Raw genomic sequence first — 24,846 nt, forward strand, 5'->3', positions numbered from 1 at the left:
TATGGTAGCGCGGCTGGCCGCCGAGCCGCCGCGGGCAGGTATTTTATTTCGTAATTGCAATGGTTTTGCTGGAAAAATACGGTTTCCGTGTACAGCTGCGGCGATTTAGGGTATCGTTTAGGGCACTGGTATTGTATCTTCGTCTGCGCGCCCGTTGAATTCACGTTTGAATCCGATGGCGAATTGGCCGCTTCCGTGTCACCCCGCACAGCCACCGCTCCCGCACTCGTCAAACGGACTGCCCTGGAGCAAACAGGTGCGGCAAGCGATAGCGTGGCCGGCTGCTCAACGAAGTACAAAACGCGGTCTGCGCCCGGAAAAATGTTGTTTATTGAAGAAAGTACGGCTTCCTGCAGTACGGGAGCACACCAAAAAATCTATGTCTGAAACTGAGTTCACCCCTTTACCTGCCGCCACCGCGTCCGGCGCCACTCCTGAAGCCGCTGCCGTCACCGCTGTCGCCGATGCGCCAGCCGCCGCTGAAGTCATGTTTGCCGATTTCGGCCTGGCGCCGGAAATACTCCGCGCACTGACCGATCAGGGCTATACCCATCCGACGCCGATCCAGGCGCAAGCGATCCCGATCGTGTTGCAAGGCCGCGACGTGATGGGCGCCGCGCAAACCGGCACCGGCAAGACCGCCGGTTTTTCCTTGCCCATCATCCAGTTGCTGCTGGCCCACGCCAGCAGCAGCATGTCGCCGGCGCGCCACCCGGTGCGCGCGCTGATCCTGACCCCGACCCGCGAACTGGCGGTGCAGGTGGCGGAAAACGTCAAGGCGTACGCCCAGCACACGCCGCTGCGCTCGACCGTGGTATTCGGCGGCATGGACATGAAGCCGCAAACCGTGATCCTGCGCAACGGCGTCGAAATCGTCATCGCGACCCCGGGCCGTCTGCTTGACCACGTCGAGCAAAAGAATATCAGCCTGGGCCAGGTGCAAATGCTGGTGATGGATGAAGCCGACCGCATGCTGGACATGGGTTTCTTGCCGGACTTGCAGCGCATCATCAACATGTTGCCGAAACAACGGCAAAACCTGATGTTTTCGGCGACCTTCTCGCCGGAAATCAAAAAACTGGCCAGCACCTTCCTGAATAACCCGCAATTGATCGAAGTAGCGCGCAGCAACCAGACCGCCGACAAGGTGACCCAGGTAGTCTACAAGGTCGCGGAAGACCAGAAAGTCGCCGTGGTTGCGCATTTGTTGCGCCAGCGCGACTTGAAGCAAGTCATCGTGTTTTCCAATACCAAGATCGGCGCCTCGCGCCTGACCCGCGTGCTGGAGCAGGAAGGCATGCGCGCCACCGCGATCCATGGCGACAAGACCCAGCAAGAACGCATGGCGGCGCTGGAAGCGTTTAAAAATGGCGAGATCGACGTGCTGGTGGCGACCGACGTCGCGGCGCGCGGCCTCGATATTTCCGATTTGCCTTGCGTGATCAACTTCGACTTGCCGTACAACGCCGAGGATTATGTGCACCGCATTGGCCGTACCGGCCGCGCCGGCGCGTCGGGCGATGCGATTTCGATCTTTTCGGACAAGGATGAGCGCTTGCTGACCGATATCGAAAAATTGATCAAGCAAACCATCAAGCGCGGCGAACTGCTTGGTTTCGTGCCATCGTCGGGCGTCCGCGACGCGGCCGAGCGCCGTCCGCGCCGTACTGAAGGCGAGTCCCGCCCGCCACGCTCAGGCGCCGATGCCGAGGTACGGCCAGCCGGCAGCCGTGCGCCGGAGCGCGGCAGCCGCCCATTCGCCGCCGGCCCGCGCCGCGACAAGGTCGATCCATGGTTCCTGAAGCCGTACGAGCCAGCCAAGACGGTGGCGCCGGTGGCTGTTAATAATTTGCCGCCGGCCAAGCCGAAACAGAAGGTGGCGGCATTGCTGGGTGGTTTATTGAAGTCGTAAAGGGTTTCGAGTTGTTATTCCAGCTATGAGGTCCGGCAGTTCGAGGTGCATGGAACCCACCAAAAGATAGCGCAATGAGCGTCAATCAATGGTGACTCTATTGTCCAGATACAAAAAAAGGAAAGAAGGCGTCAGCTTTATTTCCTTTTTATATTGAAATCTATTCCTAATTGCTTGTTTTGACGTTGTTGCCTTTCCACCAGCTGCGTAAGATCGCAAAGAAAGAAGAAGACAGTAAACCAAATAACAGACTTAGCATCAATGTCAGCACCGGGCGTCCTGAGCGATGTTCCGGAAGACTGGGGCCGGCGATGAAGCGACTTTTTTCCAAATACAGATTTTGTGCGTTTTGGTTATCAATGGTAATGGTGTTGTAAACTTCCTTGATGACTTCATCGCTCATGTCTTTATTTTTAAAGACTTCTGCTTTGATGCCTTCCATGCCACGTAAAATGGTTTCACCTGACTTAGTGCCATCTAATAATGTTTTTACTTGGTCATAGTATTCACGAAGTAATAAATATTGTTTCTGTTCGCGTTTGCTCTTGTAGATATCTTCGTTGGTTTCGGCAGTTTGCACTTCGCTCGTCATCAACTGTACGCTTGGCGACAAATAACGCGCATTTTCTTCGGTGACACTGATGACTTGACGTGCCGCTTGGCTGGACGAATCCGGGTAACGCGAGACGATATTTTTCAAGCTCTGCCCTTGGCGCTGATATAACAGCAATTTTTCTTTGCTTTCGATGATGTCATTATCGAGTTTGGTTATTTTTGCCGTCATTTCGCTATGCTTGAAGCGCAGCGCATCCGAATAGGTCACATAAAGAATAGTATCCATGGTGTACTGCCCCAGCAGACGTACCATTTGCTGGGCATCTTCTGGTTTTCCTGCCGCATAGCTGATGCGCAAGCCAATCACATTATTGTTGCCATCTTTCGGATCTTCGAGTAACTCTTTGGCGTCAAGTTTGGTGAACGGATAAATGGGTTCAATCAGCCTTCCCCCGCCTTCCCTTGAGGAGAATACCGAGCGCAAACCATTAATGCCGACCATACTTTCAAGCTTCTTTTGTTGCACGAATTCCGAAAGTCGGCCACTGGAATTGAATGCGGCAGCATAACGTTTATAGTCGGATAGTGAAATCCCATTGCTTCGTTCAGGCTCCGGTTTTTTTTGATCTGTTTCATTTTTTATAGGAATCGGACCGCCAAACTGTAAAAAACCTTCACTTTTGTATTGCGAAAGAAGTAAGGCCGCACTTGCTCCCACGACGCCAGCAATGATGGTGGACGTCAGTACCATGCGGCGTGAATGCCATAAGATTGGTAATAAATCAGCGATCGAAATGATATCTTCTTCAAAATCTGATTTCTTTTGATTTGATCTTTGATGATTTTCCATGTTTCTACTTTTTAATTGTGAACGGTGAACGTTTCTAATAATTTTAGTCAGACAGCTATGCATGAATTCTGGGGCGATGGCAGGCTCGGAAGGAGCGGGTGAGGCTGTCACATTTGATGCGGAGTGATGTGGTATTAGTCTTTCTTTTATAGTTATACGGCTGCGCACCCGCCATGCCACCATTTGAATGCAAGTTGTCTGATAGAGGTGCAATAAATATGTGCGGAAGGGAATTGATAATTTGTTGACTGTTGATGCGCAGCAACCATGCTGCATTACTCGATTCGAAATGAAATGTTATTTCAAAAAAATACTATTAAAAATAAAATTTTCATGTAATTTTTTGATTTAATGTTTATTTATTCAATGAAAATATGCAATTAAAAAAATGATATAATTAAATTTTTACATGCAATATGAAATTTCTCGACTATATTATAGTCAGAAAAGTGCTTGAATATTTACATAATTGTGACAGTTTGTAAGGCGTTTGCTGGATTTAAAAAGTTTCCTTGGTGTATTATTTGTTGTTTTGTTGGCATTTAATTTCTTCATGCACTGTAGGTTGCATGGGGGCGATGCGCGAGTTGACCTGTGTCCCGCTTGCTTGGGGCTGGGTTGGAGTGGTCTGTAACAATTTTGTCTAATTGTAAGAAATTCTTTTTGGCGCAAGTAAAATGTCTATGCTTGATCTTCGCTGCCATTGATACCTGTAAGAAATTGTAAGCGTAGCGCGGGCGGGGAATTGATGAGTGTGCCAAGCCTCGTTGGAAGTTGCTCAGGCATATAGATGAGCAGTTTTGATGGTGCTAAAAATGCATTTTGTATAATTTTTCGAAATTGTGGATGTGATGGTGATGTGTCGGGTTGAATTTTTCTTGCCTGTGTTGAGTGTTCGTTATAGCAGTAAAGTAACTTTCCGCTTAAAATAAATAACTACAGTATTATGGTGCGTGAGGCGTTAAAATGATTTTAGTGAGCGGTGGCGCCGGGTTTATCGGTTCGAATTTTGTGATTGACTGGTTGGCGCAGTGCGACGAGCCGGTGATTAATCTCGACAAGCTGACGTATGCCGGCAATCTGCAAAATCTGCAGTCGTTGGAGCAAGATCCGAGGCATGTTTTTGTCAGGGGCGATATCTGCGATAGCGCTTTGCTCGCTAGCTTGCTGGCCGAATACCGGCCGCGTGCGGTGCTTCATTTTGCTGCGGAAAGCCATGTTGACCGCTCGATTCTTGGTCCGTCGGCCTTCGTTTCCACCAACGTTAATGGCACGTTCAATTTGCTGGAAGCGGTGCGTGGCCACTGGCTGGCCTTGCCGGAAGACGAACGGGCCGGTTTTCGCTTTCTGCACGTATCTACCGATGAAGTGTATGGAACGCTGGGACCGGACGATGCGCCATTTTCAGAAACCACGCCATATGCGCCGAACAGCCCGTATTCTGCGACCAAGGCCGCTTCCGATCATTTGGTAAGGGCCTATCACCATACCTATGGTTTGCCTACGCTGACCACCAATTGTTCCAATAACTACGGCGCCTTCCATTTTCCGGAAAAACTGATTCCGCTCGTGATCGCCAATGCCCGTGCGGGCAAGCCGCTGCCTATCTATGGCGATGGGCAGCAAGTCCGTGACTGGCTGTATGTCAACGATCATTGTGCCGCAATCCGCCGCGTGCTGGCGGCAGGCGTTTCTGGCGAAACTTATAATATTGGCGGTTGGAATGAAAAGACCAATCTGGAGGTGGTGCATACGCTATGCGACATGCTGGATCGTCTCGATCCGAAGTCCGATGGCACGTCTTACCGCACACAAATCACGTATGTTGCCGACCGTCCTGGTCATGACCGCCGTTATGCTATCGATGCCGGCAAGATCGAGCGCCAGCTGGGATGGAAGCCCGAGCAAACTTTTGAGAGCGGTATCGCCAGGACCGTGCAGTGGTATCTGGATCACTCCGACTGGGTCGCCAACGTCCAGTCTGGCGCTTACTTGAATTGGGTCGAGCAGAATTATGCGCAGCGCAGCGCGCCGGAGGTGATTTGATGGGGATGCGGCGTAAAGGGATTATTCTGGCTGGCGGCTCCGGCACACGCCTGTATCCGGTAACCATGGCGGTTTCCAAGCAATTGTTACCCGTATATGACAAGCCGATGATTTATTATCCGCTGACCACGCTGATGTTGGCTGGTATACGGGAAATTCTGATTATCTCCACTCCGCAAGACACCCCCCGCTTCCGTGAATTGTTAGGCGATGGCAGTCAATGGGGAGTGCAACTTAGTTATGCTGTCCAGGAGTCCCCTGATGGTTTAGCGCAAGCCTTTATTATTGGCCGGGATTTTATCGGCGACGCCCCATCGGCGCTCATCTTGGGCGATAACATTTATTACGGCCATGATTTTGAGTCGCAATTAACTGCAGCATCCAACCGTTCCGATGGCGCGACTGTATTTGCCTATCACGTGCAGGATCCTGAACGTTATGGCGTGGTGGAGTTCGATGCCCAGCGCCGCGCCGTCAGTATTGAGGAAAAACCGGTCACGCCCAAATCTTCGTATGCGGTGACGGGCTTATATTTTTATGATAACCAGATCGGCGATATCGCTGCCGGCATCAAGCCATCCGCGCGTGGAGAGCTGGAGATTACCGACGTCAACCGTATTTACCTGGAGCGGGGGCAACTGAACGTCGAGCGTATGGGGCGCGGCATGGCCTGGCTCGATACCGGTACCCATGACTCCTTACTGGAAGCGGGACAATTCATCGCCACGATAGAAAAGCGCCAGGGCTTGAAGGTCGCTTGTCCAGAGGAAATTGCGTACCGAAAAGGCTATATTGATGCGGAGCAATTGAACGTGCTGGCGCAGGCGCTGAAAAAAAATGGATACGGGCAATATCTGCTACGTCTGTTGAACGAAAAAATATTCTGATCATTATGCACATCGTAGCCACTGCTATTCCCGACGTATTGTTGATTGAACCCAAGGTTTTCGGGGATGATCGCGGTTTTTTTTATGAAAGCTTCAACCAGCGCCGTTTTCAGGAGCTGACCGGAGTTTCCACTGAGTTCGTGCAAGATAACCATTCCAAGTCCGCCAAAAACGTCTTGCGTGGCTTGCATTACCAGATTCAGCAAGCCCAGGGCAAGCTGGTCCGGGTAGTGGCGGGCGCAGTGTTTGATGTCGCGGTGGACTTGCGAAAGAGTTCAGCAACGTTCGGACACTGGGTTGGCGTGGTGCTGTCGGCCGAAAATAAGCGCCAGTTATGGGTGCCTCCCGGATTTGCCCATGGTTTTGTGGTAACCAGCGAGTCGGCCGAATTCCTCTATAAAACCACGGATTACTGGGCACCGGAATTTGAGCGCTCCATTTTGTGGAATGATCCCGCACTGGGTATCGATTGGCCGCTGGACGGCTTGCCATTGCTTTCAGGTAAGGACCAGGCGGGAAGCCTGCTGGCCGATGCAGAGGTATTTCCGTGAAGATTCTATTAACTGGAAGTAGTGGCCAGGTCGGTTATGAATTGGCGCGCAGCCTGCAAGGGTTGGGGGAAGTCGTGGCGCCGGGGCGCTCGGGCATGGATCTGGCCAACCTGGATCAAGTGCGTGACGTGATCCGCACAGTCAAGCCTGGACTGATTGTCAATCCAGCCGCCTACACCGCGGTCGATCAGGCTGAACGCGAGCCGGAGCTGGCTTTGCTGATCAATGCCCGGGCACCGGAAGTGATGGCCGAGGAGGCCCGCAAGCTGGGCGCGGCGATGATTCATTATTCCACCGATTATGTCTTCGATGGCAGCAAGAGCGGACCCTATGTCGAGGATGATCCAACTTGCCCGGTGAATGTGTATGGCCGCAGCAAACTGGCCGGCGAGCAGGCGATCCAGGCCTGCGGTATCGATCACCTGATTTTGCGCACCAGTTGGGTCTATGGCATGCGCGGCAAGAACTTCCTGCTGACGGTACTGCGCCTGGCGCAGGAGCGCCCTGAATTGCGCATCGTTGGAGATCAGTATGGCGCGCCGACCTGGTGCCGCACCATCGCCGACACGACGGCACACATTCTGGCGCGGATGCAGGCCGATGCCGATCCGGCTGCGTGGTGGCGTCAGCATGGTGGAATATATCACCTGACTGCCCAAGGTCGCACCAGCTGGGCTGGATTTACTCAGGAAATTCTGAACAATGCACCTTTGGTCACGCCGCCGCGCGTAAGCGAGATTACGACGGCGGAGTATCCCCTGCCAGCCAGGCGGCCGGCTTCCTCGGTGTTGTCGAGTGAACGTTTGATGCAAGCTTTTTGCGGTTTGCCAGCATGGGAAGATGCCTTGCAATTATGTATGGCGGCATGACGTAATGTCGTTTTTTGGAGAGAAATCCGCTTTTCGGACAACACTATAATGTTAAAATGCAGGGTTATTTTTGCAAAAATACCAACTCCATTGCTTTGTTAAATATTAACTTTATTGTTTTTTGATACCTTAAGTCATTGTCAATATTTAAGCGTGTACTACCTTGCAGCCTGATGCTGTGCCATCAAGCGACCATGCCATTCGGATTTTTCTCTGTGCGCATCTTGCTTTGAGCAATTGATCAGGTGCTTAACGCCGCCATGGGGTGATATTTTTTTGTAATATCAGGACGAGCTTGCTCTATAAACAGCATTAGATGTAATCCCATCATTTTAATTTAATTTCTAAGATAAAAATGTTATCAGATAAGTCCATACTCATTACCGGCGGAACAGGTTCGTTCGGCAAAGCATTCGTTAAAACCGTGTTGGAACGTTATCCAACGATCAAGCGCTTGGTGGTGTTTTCCCGCGACGAATTGAAACAATTTGAAATGGCGCATGAATTTTCGGATGAGAAATATGCCGGGATTCGTTATTTTATCGGTGATATCCGCGATGAAGCCCGCCTGCGCCGTGCTTTGGAAGGCATCGATATCGTGATTCATGCGGCGGCGCTGAAACAAGTGCCGGCGGCGGAATATAATCCGTTTGAATGCATCAAGACGAACGTGCTGGGTGCGCAAAATCTGATTGAGGCTTGCCTGGACAGCAAGGTGCAGCGCGTGGTTGCTTTGTCGACCGACAAGGCTGCCGCACCGATCAATTTGTACGGCGCCACCAAACTGTGCTCCGATAAATTGTTTGTCGCCGCCAACAATATCATTGGCCATCGCGACCTGCGTTTCAGCGTGGTTCGTTACGGTAATGTGATGGGTAGCCGCGGTTCGGTGATTCCATTCTTCCTCGAGCGTCGCGCCACTGGCGTATTGCCGATTACGGATACCGCGATGACGCGCTTCAACATCAGCCTGCAAGAAGGCGTCGACATGGTGTTGTGGTCGCTGGAAAATGCCTGGGGCGGCGAAGTGCTGGTGCCGAAGATCCCGTCGTACCGCATCACCGATGTTGCCAGGGCCATTGGTCCCGAGTGCGAATATCCGGTGGTTGGCGTGCGTCCGGGCGAAAAAATTCATGAAGAAATGATTACCTCCAGCGATAGTTTCAATACCGTCGACATGGGCAAGTATTACGCCATCTTGCCGATGGGCGCCAAGTATTCGATGCAGGATTATTGCGACAAGCTGGGCGCCAAGCCTGTGCCAGCCGGTTTTTGCTATGACAGCGGCAGCAATACCGATTTCCTGACCGAAGAACAATTGCGCGAGTTGATCCAGGCTCACGTCGATCCTAGCCACAGCGTGTAAAACATGACATTGATTCCTTACGGACGGCAAGACATTTCCGATGCCGACATCGAGGCGGTGGCGGCTGTCCTGCGTTCGGATTTTCTGACCCAGGGGCCGGCCGTGCCGGCTTTTGAACGGGCTTTGGCCGAGTATTGCGGCGTCCGTCACGCGGTCGCGGCCAACAGTGCGACCAGTGCCTTGCATATCGCTTGCATGGCGTTGGGTGTCGGGCCGGGGGATCTGGTCTGGACCACGCCGAATACCTTTGTGGCAAGCGCTAATTGCGCGCTGTATTGCGGCGCCGAAATCGATTTTGTCGATATCGACGCCCGCACATACAACTTGAGCGCCGATGCCTTGAAACATAAGCTGGATCAGGCGCGGCAGGCTGGGCGCTTGCCGAAGGTAGTGATTCCGGTGCACCTGACCGGGCAGCCATGCGATATGGCGGCGATTCATGCACTGGGTCAGGAATATGGCTTCAAGATTATCGAAGATGCTTCGCATGCGATTGGCGGCAAGTATCGCGGTCAGCCGATCGGCAATTGCCAGTTCAGCGACATCACGGTTTTCAGCTTCCATCCGGTAAAGATCATCACCAGCGCCGAAGGCGGCCTGGCGACCACCAATGACCCGCAGCTTGCGTTGGGCATGGAGCAAGCGCGCAGCCATGGCATCACCCGCGATCCACAGCAGATGACGCATGAGCCGGATGGCGCCTGGTATTACCAGCAAGTCACGCTGGGCTACAATTACCGCATGACGGACATGCAGGCGGCGCTGGGCTTGAGCCAGATGAGCCGTCTCGACCAATTCGTCGCGCAGCGCCATGTCATCGCACGCCGCTACGATGCCTTGCTGGCCGATCTGCCGCTGCTTACGCCATGGCAGCATGAAGATGGTTATTCGGGTTTGCACCTGTATGTGATTCGCCTGAAGCTGGACCGTTTGACGCGCTCCCATCGCGCCATCTTCGATGCGCTGCGCGCGCAATCGATCGGCGTGAATCTGCATTACATTCCGGTCCATACCCAGCCTTACTATCAGGCCATGGGTTTCAGGCACGGCGATTTTCCGGAAGCGGAAAGTTATTATGGAGAGGCGATCAGCCTGCCGATGTACGCCACCTTGACCGAGCAGCAGCAAGACCGCGTGATCGAAGTGCTGCGGGATGTGTTGCAATGAAAATAGGCTTGGGCGCGGTACAGTTCGGGCTTGACTATGGCATTGCGAATACTGCCGGCAAGGTAAGCGAAGCGGAAGTTGCGGCGATTCTGGCCGCGGCCGATGCGCTGCAAGTGGGCGTGATCGATACCGCCGCGTTGTATGGCGACAGTGAAGCGGTGCTGGGGCGTGCCATGGCGCCGGATGCGCGCTTCGATATCGTCACCAAGACGCCGCAGTTCGCCGGTCCTGTGCTGGATGCCTCCGCTGCACAGCAGCTGGAAGACAGTGTACTTGCCTCGCTCTCGAAGTTGCGGCGTGCTGCGGTGTACGGCGTGCTGATCCACCGGGTCGATGATCTGTTCCTGCCTGGCGGGGAAGTCTTGATGGAACGGCTGGTACTGTTGAAAGCGCGCGGCCTGGTCGGCAAGATCGGTGTGTCGGTCTATACCGGGGAGCAAATTGACCAGGTACTGGCGCGTTTCCCTATCGACTTGATCCAGTTGCCGATCAATGTGCTGGACCAGCGCCTGTTGCAGAGCGGCCATTTGCGCAAACTGAAACTGGCCGGCGTGGAAATACATGCCCGCTCGGTTTTCCTGCAAGGCTTGCTGCTGATGCCGCCGCAAGAAATTCCAGACTATTTTAACGGCGTGCGCGAACGGTTGTACGCCTATCATCGTTTTATCGCGACGCAGGGCCTGACACCGCTACAGGCGGCGCTGGGCTTCGTCGCCGGCCTGACCCAGATCGACCGCCTGATTTGCGGCGTGAATTCCAGTCAGCAGTTGCAAGAAATCTGCGCCGCGGCCATAGCGGGCGCCAGCGATGGCGACAGTGCCGATTATGCCGCTTTCGCGATCGACGATGAAACCATCGTCAACCCTGCCTTATGGCATAGTGCAAAAGGGAAAAAATGATATTGGCAATATTGCAGGCCCGCGTCTCGTCTTCGCGGCTGCCCGGGAAAGTGCTCAAGCCGCTGCTGGGTGTGCCCATGCTGATACGCCAGATAGAGCGCTTGCGTGGCGTCAGCCGTATCGATCAATTGCTGGTCGCAACCAGTAATGAAAGCTCGGATGACGCGATTGAAGAGCTGTGCCGCGCGCATGGGGTCGCCTGCTTCAGGGGCGACTTGAATGATGTGCTGGAACGCTTCCATCAGGCCGCGCAAACGGCGGCGCCCGAGCATATCGTGCGCCTGACCGCCGACTGTCCGCTGACCGATGCCGCGCTGATCGACCAGGTCATCGAGTTTTACCTGGACGGCGATTACGACTATGCCAGCAATTCGCTCGAAGCCACCTACCCGGATGGACTGGACGTCGAGATTTTCCGTGCTTCCTGCCTGGAGCAGGCCTGGCAGGAAGCACGGCTGCCATCCCAGCGCGAACACGTCACGCCATTCATCAACCAGCAGCCGCAGCGTTACAAAATCGGTCTGTACCGAGGCGCGACGGATTTGTCGCACCTGCGCTGGACGGTGGACGAGCCTAAGGATTTTGAACTGGTGACGATGATTTATGAAGCTTTATACCCGGACAATAGCCGTTTTTCCATGCAGGATGTGTTATCACTGCTGGAGCGGCGCCCGGAATTAGCCGATTGGAATACCATGCATGAACGCAACGAGGGATATCAAAAATCGCTCGACGCGGATGCGGCACCGACTACCATCCCCCACACCAAAGAGAACTAATATGTCTACACGCTATCAACGCTCTGAAGAGTTATTGGAACGCGCCCTGAAAACGATTCCGCTGGGCTCGCAAACTTTCAGCAAAAGTAAAACCCAGTACCCTTTGGGCGTCTCGCCTTATTTCATTCAGCGTGGCAAGGGCAGCCATGTATGGGATGTGGATGGCAATGAATACGTCGATTTCATCAGCAGCCTGGCATCGATCACCCTGGGTTACAACGACCCGGACGTGACCGATGCGGTGAAGGCGCAATTGGACGAGGGCGTGATTTTCAGCCTGCCGCACCAGCTCGAAATGCAAGTAGCCGAAAAAATTTGCGAAATCGTGCCCTGCGCTGAAATGGTACGCTTCGGCAAGAACGGTTCCGACGCCACCTCCGGCGCGATACGCCTGGCGCGCGCCTATACCGATCGCGAGCACGTCGCGGTGTGCGGCTACCATGGCTGGCAAGACTGGTACATCGGTTCGACCGCACGCAACCGCGGCGTGCCTGCCGCTACCCGCGAGTTGACCCATACCTTCGCCTACAACGACCTGGCCTCGCTCGAAAAGCTGTTTGCCGAGTTTCCGGAACAAATCTCTGCGGTCATCCTCGAACCGATGAACGTGGTTGCGCCTGTCGAAGGTTTCCTGGAAGGCGTCAAGGCGCTGGCGCACAAACATGGCGCCTTGCTGATTTTTGACGAAACCATCACCGGTTTCCGCTATGCCAATGGCGGTGCGCAGGAATATTTTGGCGTCACGCCGGATCTGGCCACCTTCGGCAAAGGTCTGGCCAATGGCTACCCGGTGTCGGCTGTCGCCGGCCGGGCCGACGTGATGAAGTTGATGGAAGAAATTTTCTTTTCCTTCACTTTCGGCGGAGAAACACTGTCGCTTGCCGCCGCCCTGGCAACCATGGAAAAGCTGCAACGCGAACCGGTGGTGGCGACGCTGCATCAGCAAGGCACGAAAATCATCGAGCGCCTGAATGCCATCATCGAACGCAACCAGGCACAGGCTATACTGAGCGTCGCCGGCCATCCGAGCTGGAGCTTCCTGCTGATCAAGGATGCCGCGCCGTATAGCCAATGGCAAATCAAAACCCTGTTCATGCAGGAAATGTTGGCACGTGGAATTTTGACTTTTGGCACGCATAACTTGAATTACAGCCATACCGATAGCGATCTGGAGCAATTGTTTGCCGCTTATGAAGAGGTGGTGCCGATGCTGGTGAACGCCGTCAAGGACGGCACACTGGAAAAATTGCTGCGTTGCCAGCCGCTGGTGCCCCTGTTTAAGGTGCGATGAACAATTCGATTGTCATTCGCGTAGACGCTTCCGTGCAAATGGGAAGCGGGCATGTGATGCGTTGCGCAACCTTGGCCGATGCGCTCAGGTCGCGCGGCGCAACCGTGACGTTCGTTTGCCGCGACTTGCCGGGAAATTATATCGCATGGCTTGAAGCCAGAAACTTTGAAGTGGTCAAGCTTGCCGCCCCGTTGCCGCTGGCCAGCGCGGTGCACGGCGCTTATTTGCCGGTGCACCTGCCTTGGCTGGGAGTGTCTCTTGATCAGGAAATCGCCGAAGTACGTCGGGCGCTCGCCGATCTCCCATTGCAGGACTGGATCATCGTCGATCATTACGCGCTGGATCAGCAGTGGGAACGCCAGGTCCAGCCTTTTACCCGGAGCATCATGGTCATCGACGACCTTGCCGATCGCCGGCATGACTGCAATGTCTTGCTAGACCAAAATTATTATCGCGATATGCAACAGCGCTATGACAATCTGCTGCCGCCATCCTGCAAGAAGTTACTGGGCCCCGCCTATGCCTTGCTGCGTGACGAGTTCGCCTCGCGGCGCGCCGGGCTCAAGCCGCGCAGTGGCGCCGTGGAGCGGGTACTGGTCTTCTTTGGCGGCGTCGATGCCGATAATTACACCGGCGCCACGATCGCCGCGCTGGCAGGCGCCGACAGGCCGCAGGTGCAAGTCGACGTCGTCATTGGCGCCGGACATCCGGCCCGCGCGGCAATCGAGGCGGCCTGCGAGCGGTACGGCTATTCCTGCCACGTGCAAACGCCGCGCATGGCCGAACTGATGGCCGGCGCCGATCTGGCGATTGGCGCCGGCGGTACGGCGACCTGGGAGCGCTGCTGCCTGGGATTGCCGGCACTGACCTTGTGTATCGCAGACAACCAGCGGCAATTGGTCGACGATGCCGCGCTGGCGGGCTTGATCTATGCGCCGCAAATCGACCAGCGGCATAGCATGGAACAGGGTTTGCGGCAGCATTATCTGGCTTTGCTGGATAACCAGGGCTTGCGCGGCTTCCTGTCGCAGCAGAGCCACGATGTCGTCGATGGCCGTGGCGCGGCCCGGGTGGCGCGCGCGATGGGCAGCCATGGCATCGTACTGCGCCAGGCGCAAGTCGCCGACTCCGCCGATTTGATGGCGTGGCGTAACCACCCGTCGATACGCGCCGTATCGCGCAATAGTGCACCCATCATGGCCGATCAGCATCAAGCGTGGTTTGATGCGGTGCTGCGGGATGAGCAAAGGATTTTATTGATAGGCCAGCATGCGGATGGCCAGGCAGTCGGCGTGGTGCGGTTCGATCTGCACGAAGACAGCGCGGAAGTGTCGATTTATCTGGTGCCTGGAGCAAGCGGGCGCGGCCTTGGAGCGGAACTGCTGGCCAGCGCCGAACAGTGGCTGAGCAAGAACCGTTCCGATATAACCATCATACGGGCCGAGGTACTGGGAGATAACCAGCCCTCGCACCGTTTGTTCCTGACTGGCTCGTATGTCAGGGACTCCACACGCTATTTTAAGAAGGTGAATTAAACATGACTGATTCGATTAAGATTGGCAATCGCCTGATCGGCAAAAACCATGCTCCTTTTGTGATTGCCGAAATGTCGGGCAACCACAATCAATCGCTGGAGCGTGCGCTGGAAATCGTTGAGGCGGCGGCCAAGACCGGCGCGCATGCGCTGAAAATCCAGACCTATACGCCAGACACCATGACGCTGGATCTGGATGAACGTGAATTCCATATCAGCGATCCGAACAGCTTGTGGTCGGGCACTTCGTTGTACAAGCTGTACGGCGAAGCTTATACGCCATGGGAATGGCACAAGCCGATTTTCGAGCGCGCCCGGGAACTCGGCATGATCCCGTTCAGCACGCCATTCGACGATAGCGCGGTCGATTTCCTGGAAACCCTGGACATGGACTGCTACAAGATCGCTTCGTTTGAAAACACCGACTTGCCGCTGATACGCCGGGTTGCCAGGACTGGCAAACCGATGATCATTTCGACTGGCATGGCCAGTATCGCCGAGCTTGACGAGACTGTGCGCGCCGCGCGTGAAGCTGGTTGCAAGGATTTGATTTTGCTCAAGTGCACCAGCACTTATCCGGCCACGCCGGAAAACACCAACATCCTGACGATTCCGCATTTGCGCGGTTTGTTTGACTGCGAAGTGGGCCTGTCAGATCATACGATGGGTGTCGGCGTATCGGTTGCCAGCGTGGCGCTGGGCGCCAGCGTCATCGAAAAACATTTCACCCTGAGCCGCGCCGATGGCGGCGTCGACTCGTCGTTTTCGATGGAGCCGGACGAAATGCGCTCGCTGGTGATCGAAAGCGAACGGGCCTGGCAGGCGCTAGGGAAAATTAGTTATGGCGCGACCGAGAAAGAACAGAAATCGCTGGTGTTCCGCCGCTCGCTGTACATCGCCCAGGACATGAAGGCGGGCGATGTGCTGAACCCGCAAAATTTGCGCGCCATCCGCCCAGGTTTGGGTTTGCCGCCGAAACACTACGAACTGGTGCTGGGACAGACTGTCAAGCAAGACGTCAAGGCGGGAACCGCGCTGAGCTGGAATTTGATTCTGGGATAAGCATGACGCATTGTGAGTCGGCGCCATCGAAGGTGGATGTCGGACTGGCCGCAGTCGATCAAGGCGCCGCAGTCCGGGCGCCTTTGATTGTTGTGATATCCATGCGGTCCGGTAATCGACGCTGTTTCGGCCTCAGCTTCGCCTTGCCGATTGAAACTTGCAATCGCCCGGCGCATGCATCATTGCTGATGTGATTCCAGGCTGAACATAAAAAAATAAAGGCTCTGCTTCCTTGGTGAAACAGGCAAGCGCGAGGTGCTCCTGTTTCCAGCCTGCTGAATGAAATTTAATGATGAGTATACTTTCCGGATTTTTCAAAAAACTTGCGCCGCCGGATATCTATGATGCCGTGTATTCATTTGCGACAGAGGAGATGAATACGCTGAATCTGCCAGCCGCCGTGCTGCAGAAAAAAGGCATGTCGATCAGGCTGGCCTCGTATTTCTTCTGGTTGTTAAAGGATTTGCGACGGCCGCGTGGCGCCCCGGCCAGGCTTGTCAACGCTGAACTGAAAAACAAAGTCGTGTTTTTTTATTCATCGATCAATGAAAAAAGAGCCCTGGAAGATCTCGGCCGCTGCGTGACGAACGGCATCACCATATCGGGGCAAATTGCTGAACCGAACAAGATCAATTTTTTGATCCCGAACCTGCTGGGTCTGATGTATGCGCCGTGGATATTTTTTCAATATCTGACGGCGTCGGGACATCGGAAAAAATCGTTCAGTTTTGCATTAGACCAATATATGTTTTCTTGCGGATATATTGTCTATTTACGCTTCGTGCTGGCGAGGAACCGTCCAGCCTTGGTCGTGGTCTCGAACGACCATTCGATGCTGAGCCGAGCCTTCGCGCTTGCCTGCCGCGAACTACAGGTGCCCGTCGCTTATGTGCAGCATGCTTCGGTCAGTGACAAGTTTCCTAAACTGATGTTTGACTATGCATTTCTCGATGGTGTCGATGCGCTTGAAAAGTACCAGAAAAAGGGGCTTGGCGACTGCGTGATATTTTTGGCAGGCATATCCAAACTGGACCAGACATTGCGTCAATTGAGTCATCCGGCGCTGCTGCGCAATTGCATTGCAATTTGCCCAAACGATTTGGATGAAGTCGACCCGGTGATGGCCGCGGCGCAATATATCCTGGGAAAAGTCGGTAGCGCTTACACGGTCTGTGTCCGGCCGCACCCCGGCGACACGCGGCGTTTCGAGGAATGGCGTCAAAAATCGATGCAGATCGGCGTCAGCTACAGCGCTCCCGAAATCGAACGCTCGACCGATTTGATCATCAAGTCCGCCATCGTCGTCGCCGCCGATTCGAATATATTGCTGGAAGCGGCACTGCTCAAGGCCACGCCGATCTGTATGCCGTTTAAAGGGAAAATACTGGATCACTACGGCTTTATCCGCCGAGGCGTGGTGTTTTATGCCGACAATCCGGTCGACCTGGTCAATGCACTTGACGGCGCCATGCAACGTACCGACTTTTATACCGCATCGAAGTATTTTTCGCACAGCGTGGGGACCGGTAGCGAGGGGCGTTCGGCGGAGCTGATGGGCGCGGCATTGACCGCGCTGGCGGAAAAAAGACCTGTTTCCAGCACATGGCATACCTACGCTAAAAACGTATTTGAAGTTACATAACACACCATTCAGAGAGCTTCACCAAGTTATTGCATGAGACTTTCCAGTCAAATATTTGCCTACTCTGCATTCAATATCGCGAATGCGGCGGTGCCATTTTTATTGTTGCCGGTGTTGACAGCCTATCTGTTGCCTAAGGAATTCGGTATTCTTTCTTTGGTCACGATGCTGCAAGCTTTGCTCCTTCCTATTGTCCTGGTCAGTTTCCAGGGCCTGGTGACCATTGAGTATACGAGACTGACAAAGGAGCAATTCTCCAAATTCATCACAACGATACTCTGGCTTCCAGTGCTGGGTTTTATCGTCGTTCTGCCATTATTGTTTATTTTTCGACAGCAGGTTGCCGGGTTGTTCAATATTCCGGAGTTCTGGGTTACGGCCAGCACCGTCTTTGTCTTGCTGCAGGCGCTGCCAACCCTGATGCCGACAATGTTTCAGGCCCGGCAGCAATTGATTGCGTATGGCGTCTTTAAAATTGGCCTCACTTTGTTGAATATACTGTTCTCCCTGTATTTCGTGATTTGCCTGAAAAATGGCTGGGAAGGCCGGATGTGGGGGATGCTGGCCTCGTTCGTCGTATTTAACGTGATCTCGTTGTTCATGTTGTTTCGTGAAGGACTCTTGAATATCAGCTTTGATAAATATTATTTTAACGAAGCAATGAAATTCGGCTTGCCGCTCGTGCCGCACTCATTGGCGGGAATTATGCTGGCAATGGCTGACCGTTTGTTCTTGGTCAACCTGGCTTCGGCCGATGCCGTGGGTATTTATAACGTGGCCTATCAGATTGCCAGTGCCGTGATGATCGTGATGTCTTCAATTAATCAGGCCTGGGTGCCCAATTTATATGCACAGCTGAATAGTTCTCCGTCTTTCGAGCAAAAGAAGAAACTGGTTGTGCAAACCTATAAAATTATTGCCCTGATGTGTGCGGGATCGCTGGTTTTTGTCGCTGCCCTGCCACTGGTTTATCATTTCTTTATTTCGGCCAATTACCACGCGGGACAAGGTGTGGCGATGCTGATTTCGGCGGCCTTTTTGCTGCAAGGATTTTATTTCATGGCAACCAATTATATTTTTTATGTCAAGAAAACTTACTTGCTATCGATAATGACCCTGATTTCCGCCGCAATAGTCATGTTATTAAATTATTTGCTTATTCCAGTTTTCGGAATTGCCGGATCCGCATATTCGATGGTGGCAAGCTGGCTGATTTTATTCGCACTGACCTGGGTACTGGCGCACCGCGTCTATCCGATGCCATGGCGTTTGGGGAAACAGAAAGTCATATGATTAAGAAAATACTGAGATCGATCTGGTTATTCAAGCAATCGCTGGATCGAAAAATTTATACAAGAATAGTCAGGATGCAATGCCAAAGTTGTCATCCGCGTTTGACGGTTAACAGCAAGAGCTGGGTCAGTAAAACCACTACGCTAGGCGAGAATGTCAATTTTAATGGCATGGAAATACTGGGTGGCGGGACGGTGGTGATTGGCGCTAATTTCCATAGTGGACGAAATTGCCTGATGATTACGCAAGAGCATAATTATGACCATGGTCAGGCGATTCCTTATGATGACAGTTACCTTTTCAAGGATATCGCGATCGGCGACAATGTCTGGCTGGGCGATCGCGTGATTGTGCTGGGTGGCGTCTCTATCGGCGAAGGAGCGATTATTCAGGCAGGTAGCGTGGTGGTGAAGAGTATTCCGGCATTTGCCATTGCTGGCGGACACCCCGCCAAACCATTCAAGAGCCGTGATGTCGAGCATTACAATCGCCTCAAAGCCGAGGGGAAATTTAATTAAGAATGATTGTGAGAAATATGAAAGTGAAACCGATTGCAGTCTTGTATGCGGTTTATTTGGCGTTTTTTTTCTCCATTTTCTTTAGAAGTAATGAATCAGCAATAAGCGAATATGTTTCCACGATGTTTGGCCTGATGTGCATTTTTTTGCTGATTTTACAGAATGGCATAAAAACCTTGCAAGCTGAATGGCAGCGCCGCTTATTCATATTCTTTGCGCTTGTTTTTGGCATCTTCTGCTGCATGCAGCTGCATGACAACAATAGCTATACAGTTGCGTTGTACTTGAAGGTGATGCTGTTCATCTGGTTCTTTTCGGTATTTGAGGTGGACCGCCAGGACTTCATCCTGTTCATTAACCGCACCTATCTGCTGTATCTGCTTGTTGCCACCCTGCTATGGAGCGGATTGGTGCCGAACACGCTATTTGAATATGTGGACACTGAAGAATTTCGCGTGAATTTGGGGTTCTTACATTATGGAATTTTATATGGCGTCGAGGGGAGCCCCGCCACGATCGACAGTTATAGTTCGCTGGTATTACTGATTAATCTTTTCATGTACAGCGGCAGTCATCGTAAATTCTATTTGGCGGCGTCTTTATTCGGGGTGCTGGCGTCGTTTCGCCTGACGCCGCTGGTTGCCGTGTTTGCGGTATTCGCCTTGTATCCGTTCTATAAAAACCGGCGTTATCTTTCTTCGCTGATACTGGTTTCAATTTCAGCGCTGTTTGTCGCTGTGCTGCTGGCCGTGGGAATGGACGGGAACATGAGCATATTTGGCAGTGACGTCGATATGCGTATGCTGGCATACAGCCTGACGCATGCAAGGTCGATGATATGGGAGCAGCAGCTGAGTCACGTGATGCAGAACTTCACCTGGGTTGATTACATTTTTGGCCATTTTTCGGTGGCGGAATTTTCGGTGCCGACTTTCCAGCTGGATGGCAGCGACTCGGGCGCATTTGAGTCGAATCCACATAATAATTATTTGTTGTTGTTTTACCGTTCACCATTTCTATTCATCGCATTTTACTTTGTTTTTATTTTTTGTCAGCACAGAAATTTTTCTAAGGAGAATTTCCCTATTCTGTTTTTTATATTCTTGGCGGGATTTATGAATTCCTCACTGATCAGTCTGGGAAATCCGATTTTCCTCATGTTCATTACATATGTGTTGGTGAAAAGAAATTTTCCTGAGCGAATTTCCATGAGGCATGTTGCTGGAACCGATATTAAATAATTAAAAAGGAGAAATGGACTTGTTTTCAAGACTAGCACGGCATATGATTTCGGCCTGCGCCACCATGATCAAAGGAAAGGCGTACAGCCTTGATCCGGATATCCCTCTGGGCACCCTGTTCGGCGTTGCCTTTCGCCGGGCCGTGTGCCTGTTGCGCTGCATACTGCGCGGAATTGCCTTCAGCCCTAAAAAGTGGGTGTTTGTTAATGCCGGGGTAGAGCTGCGTAATCGCGGCCTGATCAAGCTTGGCAGCGGTGTAACGCTGGGCAAGGGCGTGCTGATCGATGGCTTGTCGCGCCAGGGTGTGGTGATTGGCAATGGCGTGAATATCGGCCCGTATACAGTCATCGAGGCGTCCGGCATCATCACCAACATGGGCAAAGGCATACGGATCGGCGATCAGTCGGGCATCGGCGGATTTTCATTCATCGGCGGCGCGGGAGGCGTGGATATCGGCGCCAATGTAATCATGGGGCAATGGACTAGTTTCCATCCGGAAAACCATGTATTCGACAGTACCGATATTCCGATCCGATTACAGGGCGTGACGCGGCAGGGGATTGTGGTCGGCGATGATTGCTGGGTTGGCGCCAAAGTGACTTTTCTGGATGGCGCCCGGGTCGGCGATGGTTGTGTGATCGCGGCGGGTGCGGTGGTGCGTGGTGAAATTCCAGCCTATTCGATCGTTGCCGGCGTACCGGCCAAAGTGATCCGGTCACGCCTGGACAAGCCTGCTGCCTGACCATGCCGGGCAGGCCTGCCTTGGCAGCTGGCTGTGTTGTCAAATGCAACAGGTACGCTTTTCATGGAAAGACATTCGGTCTAAAGAATTGTTAAACGAAAATATTTTTGACTGCTGAATTCTCAAAATTGAATGTAAATCTATGAATCAAATTATATTTTGTCATCTGCTAAATGATTTTTCGGGCAGTCCCAAGGTATTGGCAGAAACGGTTTCCGCATTAAAAAAGCAGTCCAGCGGCGCAAAAATATTTGTCGGCAGCGGTAGCGAGGGGTTTTTATCCGATTGCGGTGTACCGGTTTCGCGCTATTGGTATGTCCGCTCGAAGTATCGCCTGGTAACGCTATTCACTTATTTTTTCAGCCAGATATGCTTGTTTTTTGCTTTGCTGCTGGACCGGAGCATTGAAAAAAATGCGCTCATTTACGTCAACACGCTGCTGCCTTTTGGCGCTGCCTTGTATGGAAAACTGACCGGGCGCCGTGTGTTGTACCATATTCATGAAGTGTCGATCAGCCCGGCGCCGTTGCGGCTGTATTTGACCAGTGTGGTGAAATGCACTTCTTCCCTGAATATCTATGTTTCCAGGGCCCATATGGAAATGCTGCCGATTGCTGGAGTGGCGGCGCGCTGTATTCACAATACGCTGGAGCAGGCCTTCCAGCATGCCGCTATGGCGTCGCCCTACACACCGCGCCACGACGGTATTTTCAAGGTCTTGATGGTGGCCTCGCTGCGCGACTATAAGGGCATACCCGAGCTGCTTGCGCTGGTTGATGCGCTGGCGGAACGGGACGACATCCGTTTTGATCTGGTGGTCAATGGTGAGCTGGCGGATATCGATGCATATTTTTCAGACAAAAAATGCCCACCACACCTGACGGTGCATCCGAGAACCATGGACACTCCCGCATTTTATGCGGCTGCCAGCCTGGTCTTGAACCTGTCGCGCGTCGATACATGTCAGGAAACCTTTGGCCTTACCATCCTTGAGGCGATTGCGTTTGGCGTGCCGGTGATTGTTCCCCCCGTTGGTGGCCCGGCTGAATTGATCGCGGACGCGGTGCAGGGCTTCTTGATCGATTCGCGCGATACCCGACGGCTGTGCGCAGGCGTACTGGCGCTTGCCGATGATGCATCGCTGTGCGGGGCAATGTCGCAGGCGGCTCGCTTGCGTGCGCAGGATTTTGCGCATGATAAATTTGCCACTGCGCTTGGCACGGCGATAGCGGAAGTTCAATAGTGCCGGGCTTGTGTGGCAGACGCTTCCGTTAGAATAGCTATCTTGCTGAACGGATGCCGGCTGTAATAAGAGCCTATCCCAGTAGTGAGCGTCTTCTGCTGGCAGCGCATCAGCAGCGCGGAGCAGGCGTGAGGAGGAAGCGTGGCGAGCCACGCGACGACGATCAACGCAGTCCCCGCTACTGAGGGGCGCCAGAAGAGGGCGTATTCATCTACTGGGATAGGCTCTAAGTGTTGAGCGGTCATCATGTCGTATTGGCAATCATCGATGGCGCTGTACCCGTTGTATCTACTTTTGATTTCATATTTCTGAAATTATTTATAATAAAAAATCTGAGTGTCTTGCCATGTTGAAAAAAATCGCAATTGTTGGCTCTGTTGGACTTCCTGCCCGTTACGGCGGCTGGGAAACGCTGGTGGATCATTTGACGAAGTGCCTGGAAGGGAAATTTGAGTTCACGGTTTTTTGCAGCGCCAAAAAATACGACGAAAAATTGACCAGCTACAACGGCGCGGCGCTTGAATACATCAATCTGGACGCCAATGGCGCCCAGAGCATTGTCTATGATCTGGTGTCGATGCTGAAGGCGATCAGGTTTGCCGATGTGATTGTGGTGCTTGGCGTGTCGGGATGCATTTTCCTGCCCCTTATTAAATTGATCAGTAATAAAAAAATCATCGTCAACATTGACGGACTGGAGTGGCGCCGCGCCAAATGGGGCGGGTTTGCCAAATGGTTCCTGAAAAAATCCGAGGCGGTCGCGGTGCGTTCGGCGGATGTGGTGGTGGTGGATAACCAGGCTATCCAGTTGTATGTGGAAACCCAGTATGGTCGCAGCGGGGCATTGATCGCCTATGGCGCAGACCATGCGGTGGCGCGCGGCATGAGCGCGGCGGCACGCGACAAATACAGTTTTTCCGATAAGCGCTACGCCTTCAAGGTGTGTCGGATCGAGCCGGAAAATAATCTCGACATTATTCTCAATTGTTTCGAGACGTATTCGGACATGGACCTGGTTATTATCGGGAACTGGAATAATAGTATCTATGGGGAAAATTTACGGAAGAAATTTGGCCACTTGGCGCATGTCCATCTGCTCGATCCTATCTATGACCCGGAGACATTGAATGAAATCCGCAGCAACTGCCACGTCTACCTGCATGGTCATAGCGCGGGCGGCACCAATCCCTCGCTGGTTGAAGCCATGTATCTGGGTTTGCCGATCGCTTATTTTGATTGTGATTTCAATCGCTACACTACGCATGGCGCCGGCCTCTCTTTCAGCAATCCGGAGCAGTTGAGAGATCTGCTGGCCGCCACCGACGATGCCGCGTTCACGGCGATCGGCTTGAAAATGAAAGCACTCGCGGATGAATTTTATACCTGGGACCGGATTGCCAGCCAATATGCGGAACTGTTTTGATGGATTCAGTGGAGCGGTGCGGCGTGCCGGATAAAATATTGGTGACCGGTGCGTCCGGATTTGTCGGCTCGGCATTGTGCGATCGCCTGGATGTTCTGGGCGTGCCGTTTGCCGGTGCGATGCGGCAAAGAAGTGCGTTGCCATCGCGCGTGCAGATTGGCGACATGAACGCACAAACCGATTGGAGCACCGCCTTGCAGGATTGCGATGTGGTGGTGCACCTGGCTGCGCGCGTGCATGTGATGGAAGACAAGTCCAGCGATCCGCTGGCAGCTTTCCGCGCCGTCAATGTCGATGCGACGTTAAATCTGGCCAGGCAGGCGGTGCGCAGCGGTATCCGGCGCTTTGTGTATGTCAGCAGCATCAAGGTGAATGGCGAACAGACCCATGCCAAGGCATTCACCAGTGTGGATATGCCGGCGCCGTCGGATCCGTACGGTATTTCCAAGCTGGAAGCGGAACAGGCCTTGTCGATGTTGGCGCAGCAGACTGGCTTGCAATTGGTAATTGTGCGTCCGCCGCTGGTGTATGGGCCGGGCGTGCGCGCCAATTTTTTAAAACTGATGCAGTTGCTGAAACGCGGCATTCCGCTGCCTCTGGGCGCGATCCACAATCGCCGAAGCATGGTTGCGCTGGATAACCTGATTGATTTGCTCATCGCGTGTTGCCGTCATCCGCGCGCCGCCGGGCAGACCTTCCTGGTATCGGATGATCGCGACCTGAGCATGACAGACTTGTTGCGCATGTTATCGGGTGCCATGGGCAAGTCGGCCTTATTGTTTGCGCTGCCGGCGGGCTTGCTGTCCGGCTGTGCCGCGCTGCTCGGCAAATCAGCGGCGGCCAGCCGCTTGCTGGGATCCCTGCAAGTGGATCTCGAGCATACCAAATCGACGCTGGACTGGAAGCCGCCTGTCAGTGTCGAGAACGCGATTCAGAAGACGGTGGATTATTTTTTATCTCATAGTTGATCGGTTAT

At 53.3% G+C, this 24,846-nt stretch carries 21 protein-coding genes; 20 read left to right on the forward strand and 1 reads right to left on the reverse strand.

Going from position 1 to position 24,846, the window contains the following annotated elements; all coding sequences use genetic code 11:
* Window positions 1-379: 379 nt before the first annotated feature.
* The gene (locus GJA_RS04375) at window positions 380-1,912 is read left to right on the forward strand and encodes a DEAD/DEAH box helicase (RefSeq protein WP_038489155.1); all 1,533 of its coding nucleotides are present in this window, start codon (window positions 380-382) and stop codon (window positions 1,910-1,912) included.
* Window positions 1,913-2,078: 166 nt separating this feature from the next.
* Here the strand turns inward: GJA_RS04375 and GJA_RS04380 are convergent, their stop codons facing one another.
* A complete protein-coding gene (locus GJA_RS04380; RefSeq protein ID WP_051780274.1) occupies window positions 2,079-3,317 on the reverse strand; it encodes a GumC domain-containing protein in 1,239 nt (412 codons plus the stop codon).
* A gap of 966 nt (window positions 3,318-4,283) precedes the next feature.
* Here GJA_RS04380 and rfbB point away from each other — a divergent pair.
* The 19 genes from rfbB to GJA_RS04475 all read left to right on the forward strand — a co-directional run bounded on the left by rfbB (window position 4,284) and on the right by GJA_RS04475 (window position 24,838).
* Window positions 4,284-5,363, forward strand: coding sequence for a dTDP-glucose 4,6-dehydratase (gene rfbB, locus GJA_RS04385; protein WP_038489157.1), 1,080 nt, complete (start codon window positions 4,284-4,286; stop codon window positions 5,361-5,363).
* Entirely contained in the window at window positions 5,363-6,250 is an 888-nt protein-coding gene (rfbA, locus tag GJA_RS04390; RefSeq protein WP_038489159.1) for a glucose-1-phosphate thymidylyltransferase RfbA, read from the forward strand. Before rfbB ends, rfbA begins: the two co-directional genes overlap by 1 nt.
* A 5-nt stretch (window positions 6,251-6,255) precedes the next feature.
* Entirely contained in the window at window positions 6,256-6,801 is a 546-nt protein-coding gene (gene rfbC / locus GJA_RS04395; RefSeq protein ID WP_038489161.1) for a dTDP-4-dehydrorhamnose 3,5-epimerase, read from the forward strand.
* Entirely contained in the window at window positions 6,798-7,670 is an 873-nt protein-coding gene (gene rfbD, locus GJA_RS04400) for a dTDP-4-dehydrorhamnose reductase (protein ID WP_038489162.1), read from the forward strand. Before rfbC ends, rfbD begins: the two co-directional genes overlap by 4 nt.
* A 355-nt stretch (window positions 7,671-8,025) precedes the next feature.
* Window positions 8,026-9,036 carry a UDP-N-acetylglucosamine 4,6-dehydratase (inverting) gene (pseB, locus tag GJA_RS04405; RefSeq protein ID WP_038489164.1) on the forward strand — a complete coding sequence of 337 codons (1,011 nt, stop codon included), beginning with the start codon at window positions 8,026-8,028 and terminating at the stop codon, window positions 9,034-9,036.
* A gap of 3 nt (window positions 9,037-9,039) precedes the next feature.
* Complete coding sequence (gene pseC, locus GJA_RS04410) at window positions 9,040-10,203, forward strand: UDP-4-amino-4,6-dideoxy-N-acetyl-beta-L-altrosamine transaminase (protein ID WP_197539778.1); 1,164 nt, start codon at window positions 9,040-9,042, stop codon at window positions 10,201-10,203.
* Window positions 10,200-11,102, forward strand: coding sequence for an aldo/keto reductase (locus GJA_RS04415; protein WP_038489166.1), 903 nt, complete (start codon window positions 10,200-10,202; stop codon window positions 11,100-11,102). The genes pseC and GJA_RS04415 overlap by 4 nt, the downstream gene beginning before the upstream one ends.
* A complete protein-coding gene (locus GJA_RS04420) occupies window positions 11,099-11,881 on the forward strand; it encodes a cytidylyltransferase domain-containing protein (RefSeq protein ID WP_038489168.1) in 783 nt (260 codons plus the stop codon). Before GJA_RS04415 ends, GJA_RS04420 begins: the two co-directional genes overlap by 4 nt.
* Before the next feature lies 1 nt (window position 11,882).
* Entirely contained in the window at window positions 11,883-13,172 is a 1,290-nt protein-coding gene (locus GJA_RS04425) for an aminotransferase class III-fold pyridoxal phosphate-dependent enzyme (RefSeq protein ID WP_038489170.1), read from the forward strand.
* The gene (gene pseG, locus GJA_RS04430) at window positions 13,169-14,707 is read left to right on the forward strand and encodes a UDP-2,4-diacetamido-2,4,6-trideoxy-beta-L-altropyranose hydrolase (RefSeq protein WP_038489173.1); all 1,539 of its coding nucleotides are present in this window, start codon (window positions 13,169-13,171) and stop codon (window positions 14,705-14,707) included. The genes GJA_RS04425 and pseG overlap by 4 nt, the downstream gene beginning before the upstream one ends.
* Window positions 14,708-14,709: 2 nt before the next feature.
* The gene (gene pseI / locus GJA_RS04435) at window positions 14,710-15,768 is read left to right on the forward strand and encodes a pseudaminic acid synthase (RefSeq protein ID WP_038489175.1); all 1,059 of its coding nucleotides are present in this window, start codon (window positions 14,710-14,712) and stop codon (window positions 15,766-15,768) included.
* A 289-nt stretch (window positions 15,769-16,057) separates the two neighbouring features.
* Window positions 16,058-17,410 carry a hypothetical protein gene (locus GJA_RS04440; protein WP_038489177.1) on the forward strand — a complete coding sequence of 451 codons (1,353 nt, stop codon included), beginning with the start codon at window positions 16,058-16,060 and terminating at the stop codon, window positions 17,408-17,410.
* Between the two features lie 33 nt (window positions 17,411-17,443).
* Window positions 17,444-18,703 (forward strand): oligosaccharide flippase family protein, encoded by a 1,260-nt coding sequence (locus GJA_RS04445; RefSeq protein WP_038489179.1) that lies wholly within the window; start codon window positions 17,444-17,446, stop codon window positions 18,701-18,703.
* Window positions 18,700-19,221 carry an acyltransferase gene (locus GJA_RS04450; protein ID WP_038489181.1) on the forward strand — a complete coding sequence of 174 codons (522 nt, stop codon included), beginning with the start codon at window positions 18,700-18,702 and terminating at the stop codon, window positions 19,219-19,221. The genes GJA_RS04445 and GJA_RS04450 overlap by 4 nt, the downstream gene beginning before the upstream one ends.
* Window positions 19,222-19,238: 17 nt before the next feature.
* Complete coding sequence (locus GJA_RS04455) at window positions 19,239-20,462, forward strand: hypothetical protein (RefSeq protein ID WP_144241421.1); 1,224 nt, start codon at window positions 19,239-19,241, stop codon at window positions 20,460-20,462.
* 19 nt (window positions 20,463-20,481) lie between these two features.
* Window positions 20,482-21,204, forward strand: coding sequence for an acyltransferase (locus GJA_RS04460; RefSeq protein ID WP_206778341.1), 723 nt, complete (start codon window positions 20,482-20,484; stop codon window positions 21,202-21,204).
* A gap of 142 nt (window positions 21,205-21,346) precedes the next feature.
* Window positions 21,347-22,447, forward strand: coding sequence for a glycosyltransferase family 4 protein (locus tag GJA_RS04465; RefSeq protein ID WP_081905250.1), 1,101 nt, complete (start codon window positions 21,347-21,349; stop codon window positions 22,445-22,447).
* Window positions 22,448-22,793: 346 nt separating this feature from the next.
* Window positions 22,794-23,870, forward strand: coding sequence for a DUF1972 domain-containing protein (locus tag GJA_RS04470; RefSeq protein ID WP_038489187.1), 1,077 nt, complete (start codon window positions 22,794-22,796; stop codon window positions 23,868-23,870).
* Window positions 23,870-24,838 carry a UDP-glucose 4-epimerase family protein gene (locus tag GJA_RS04475; RefSeq protein WP_038489190.1) on the forward strand — a complete coding sequence of 323 codons (969 nt, stop codon included), beginning with the start codon at window positions 23,870-23,872 and terminating at the stop codon, window positions 24,836-24,838. Before GJA_RS04470 ends, GJA_RS04475 begins: the two co-directional genes overlap by 1 nt.
* Window positions 24,839-24,846: the final 8 nt, after the last annotated feature.

It is taken from the genome of Janthinobacterium agaricidamnosum NBRC 102515 = DSM 9628, from assembly GCF_000723165.1.
Classification (GTDB): domain Bacteria; phylum Pseudomonadota; class Gammaproteobacteria; order Burkholderiales; family Burkholderiaceae_D; genus Janthinobacterium; species Janthinobacterium agaricidamnosum.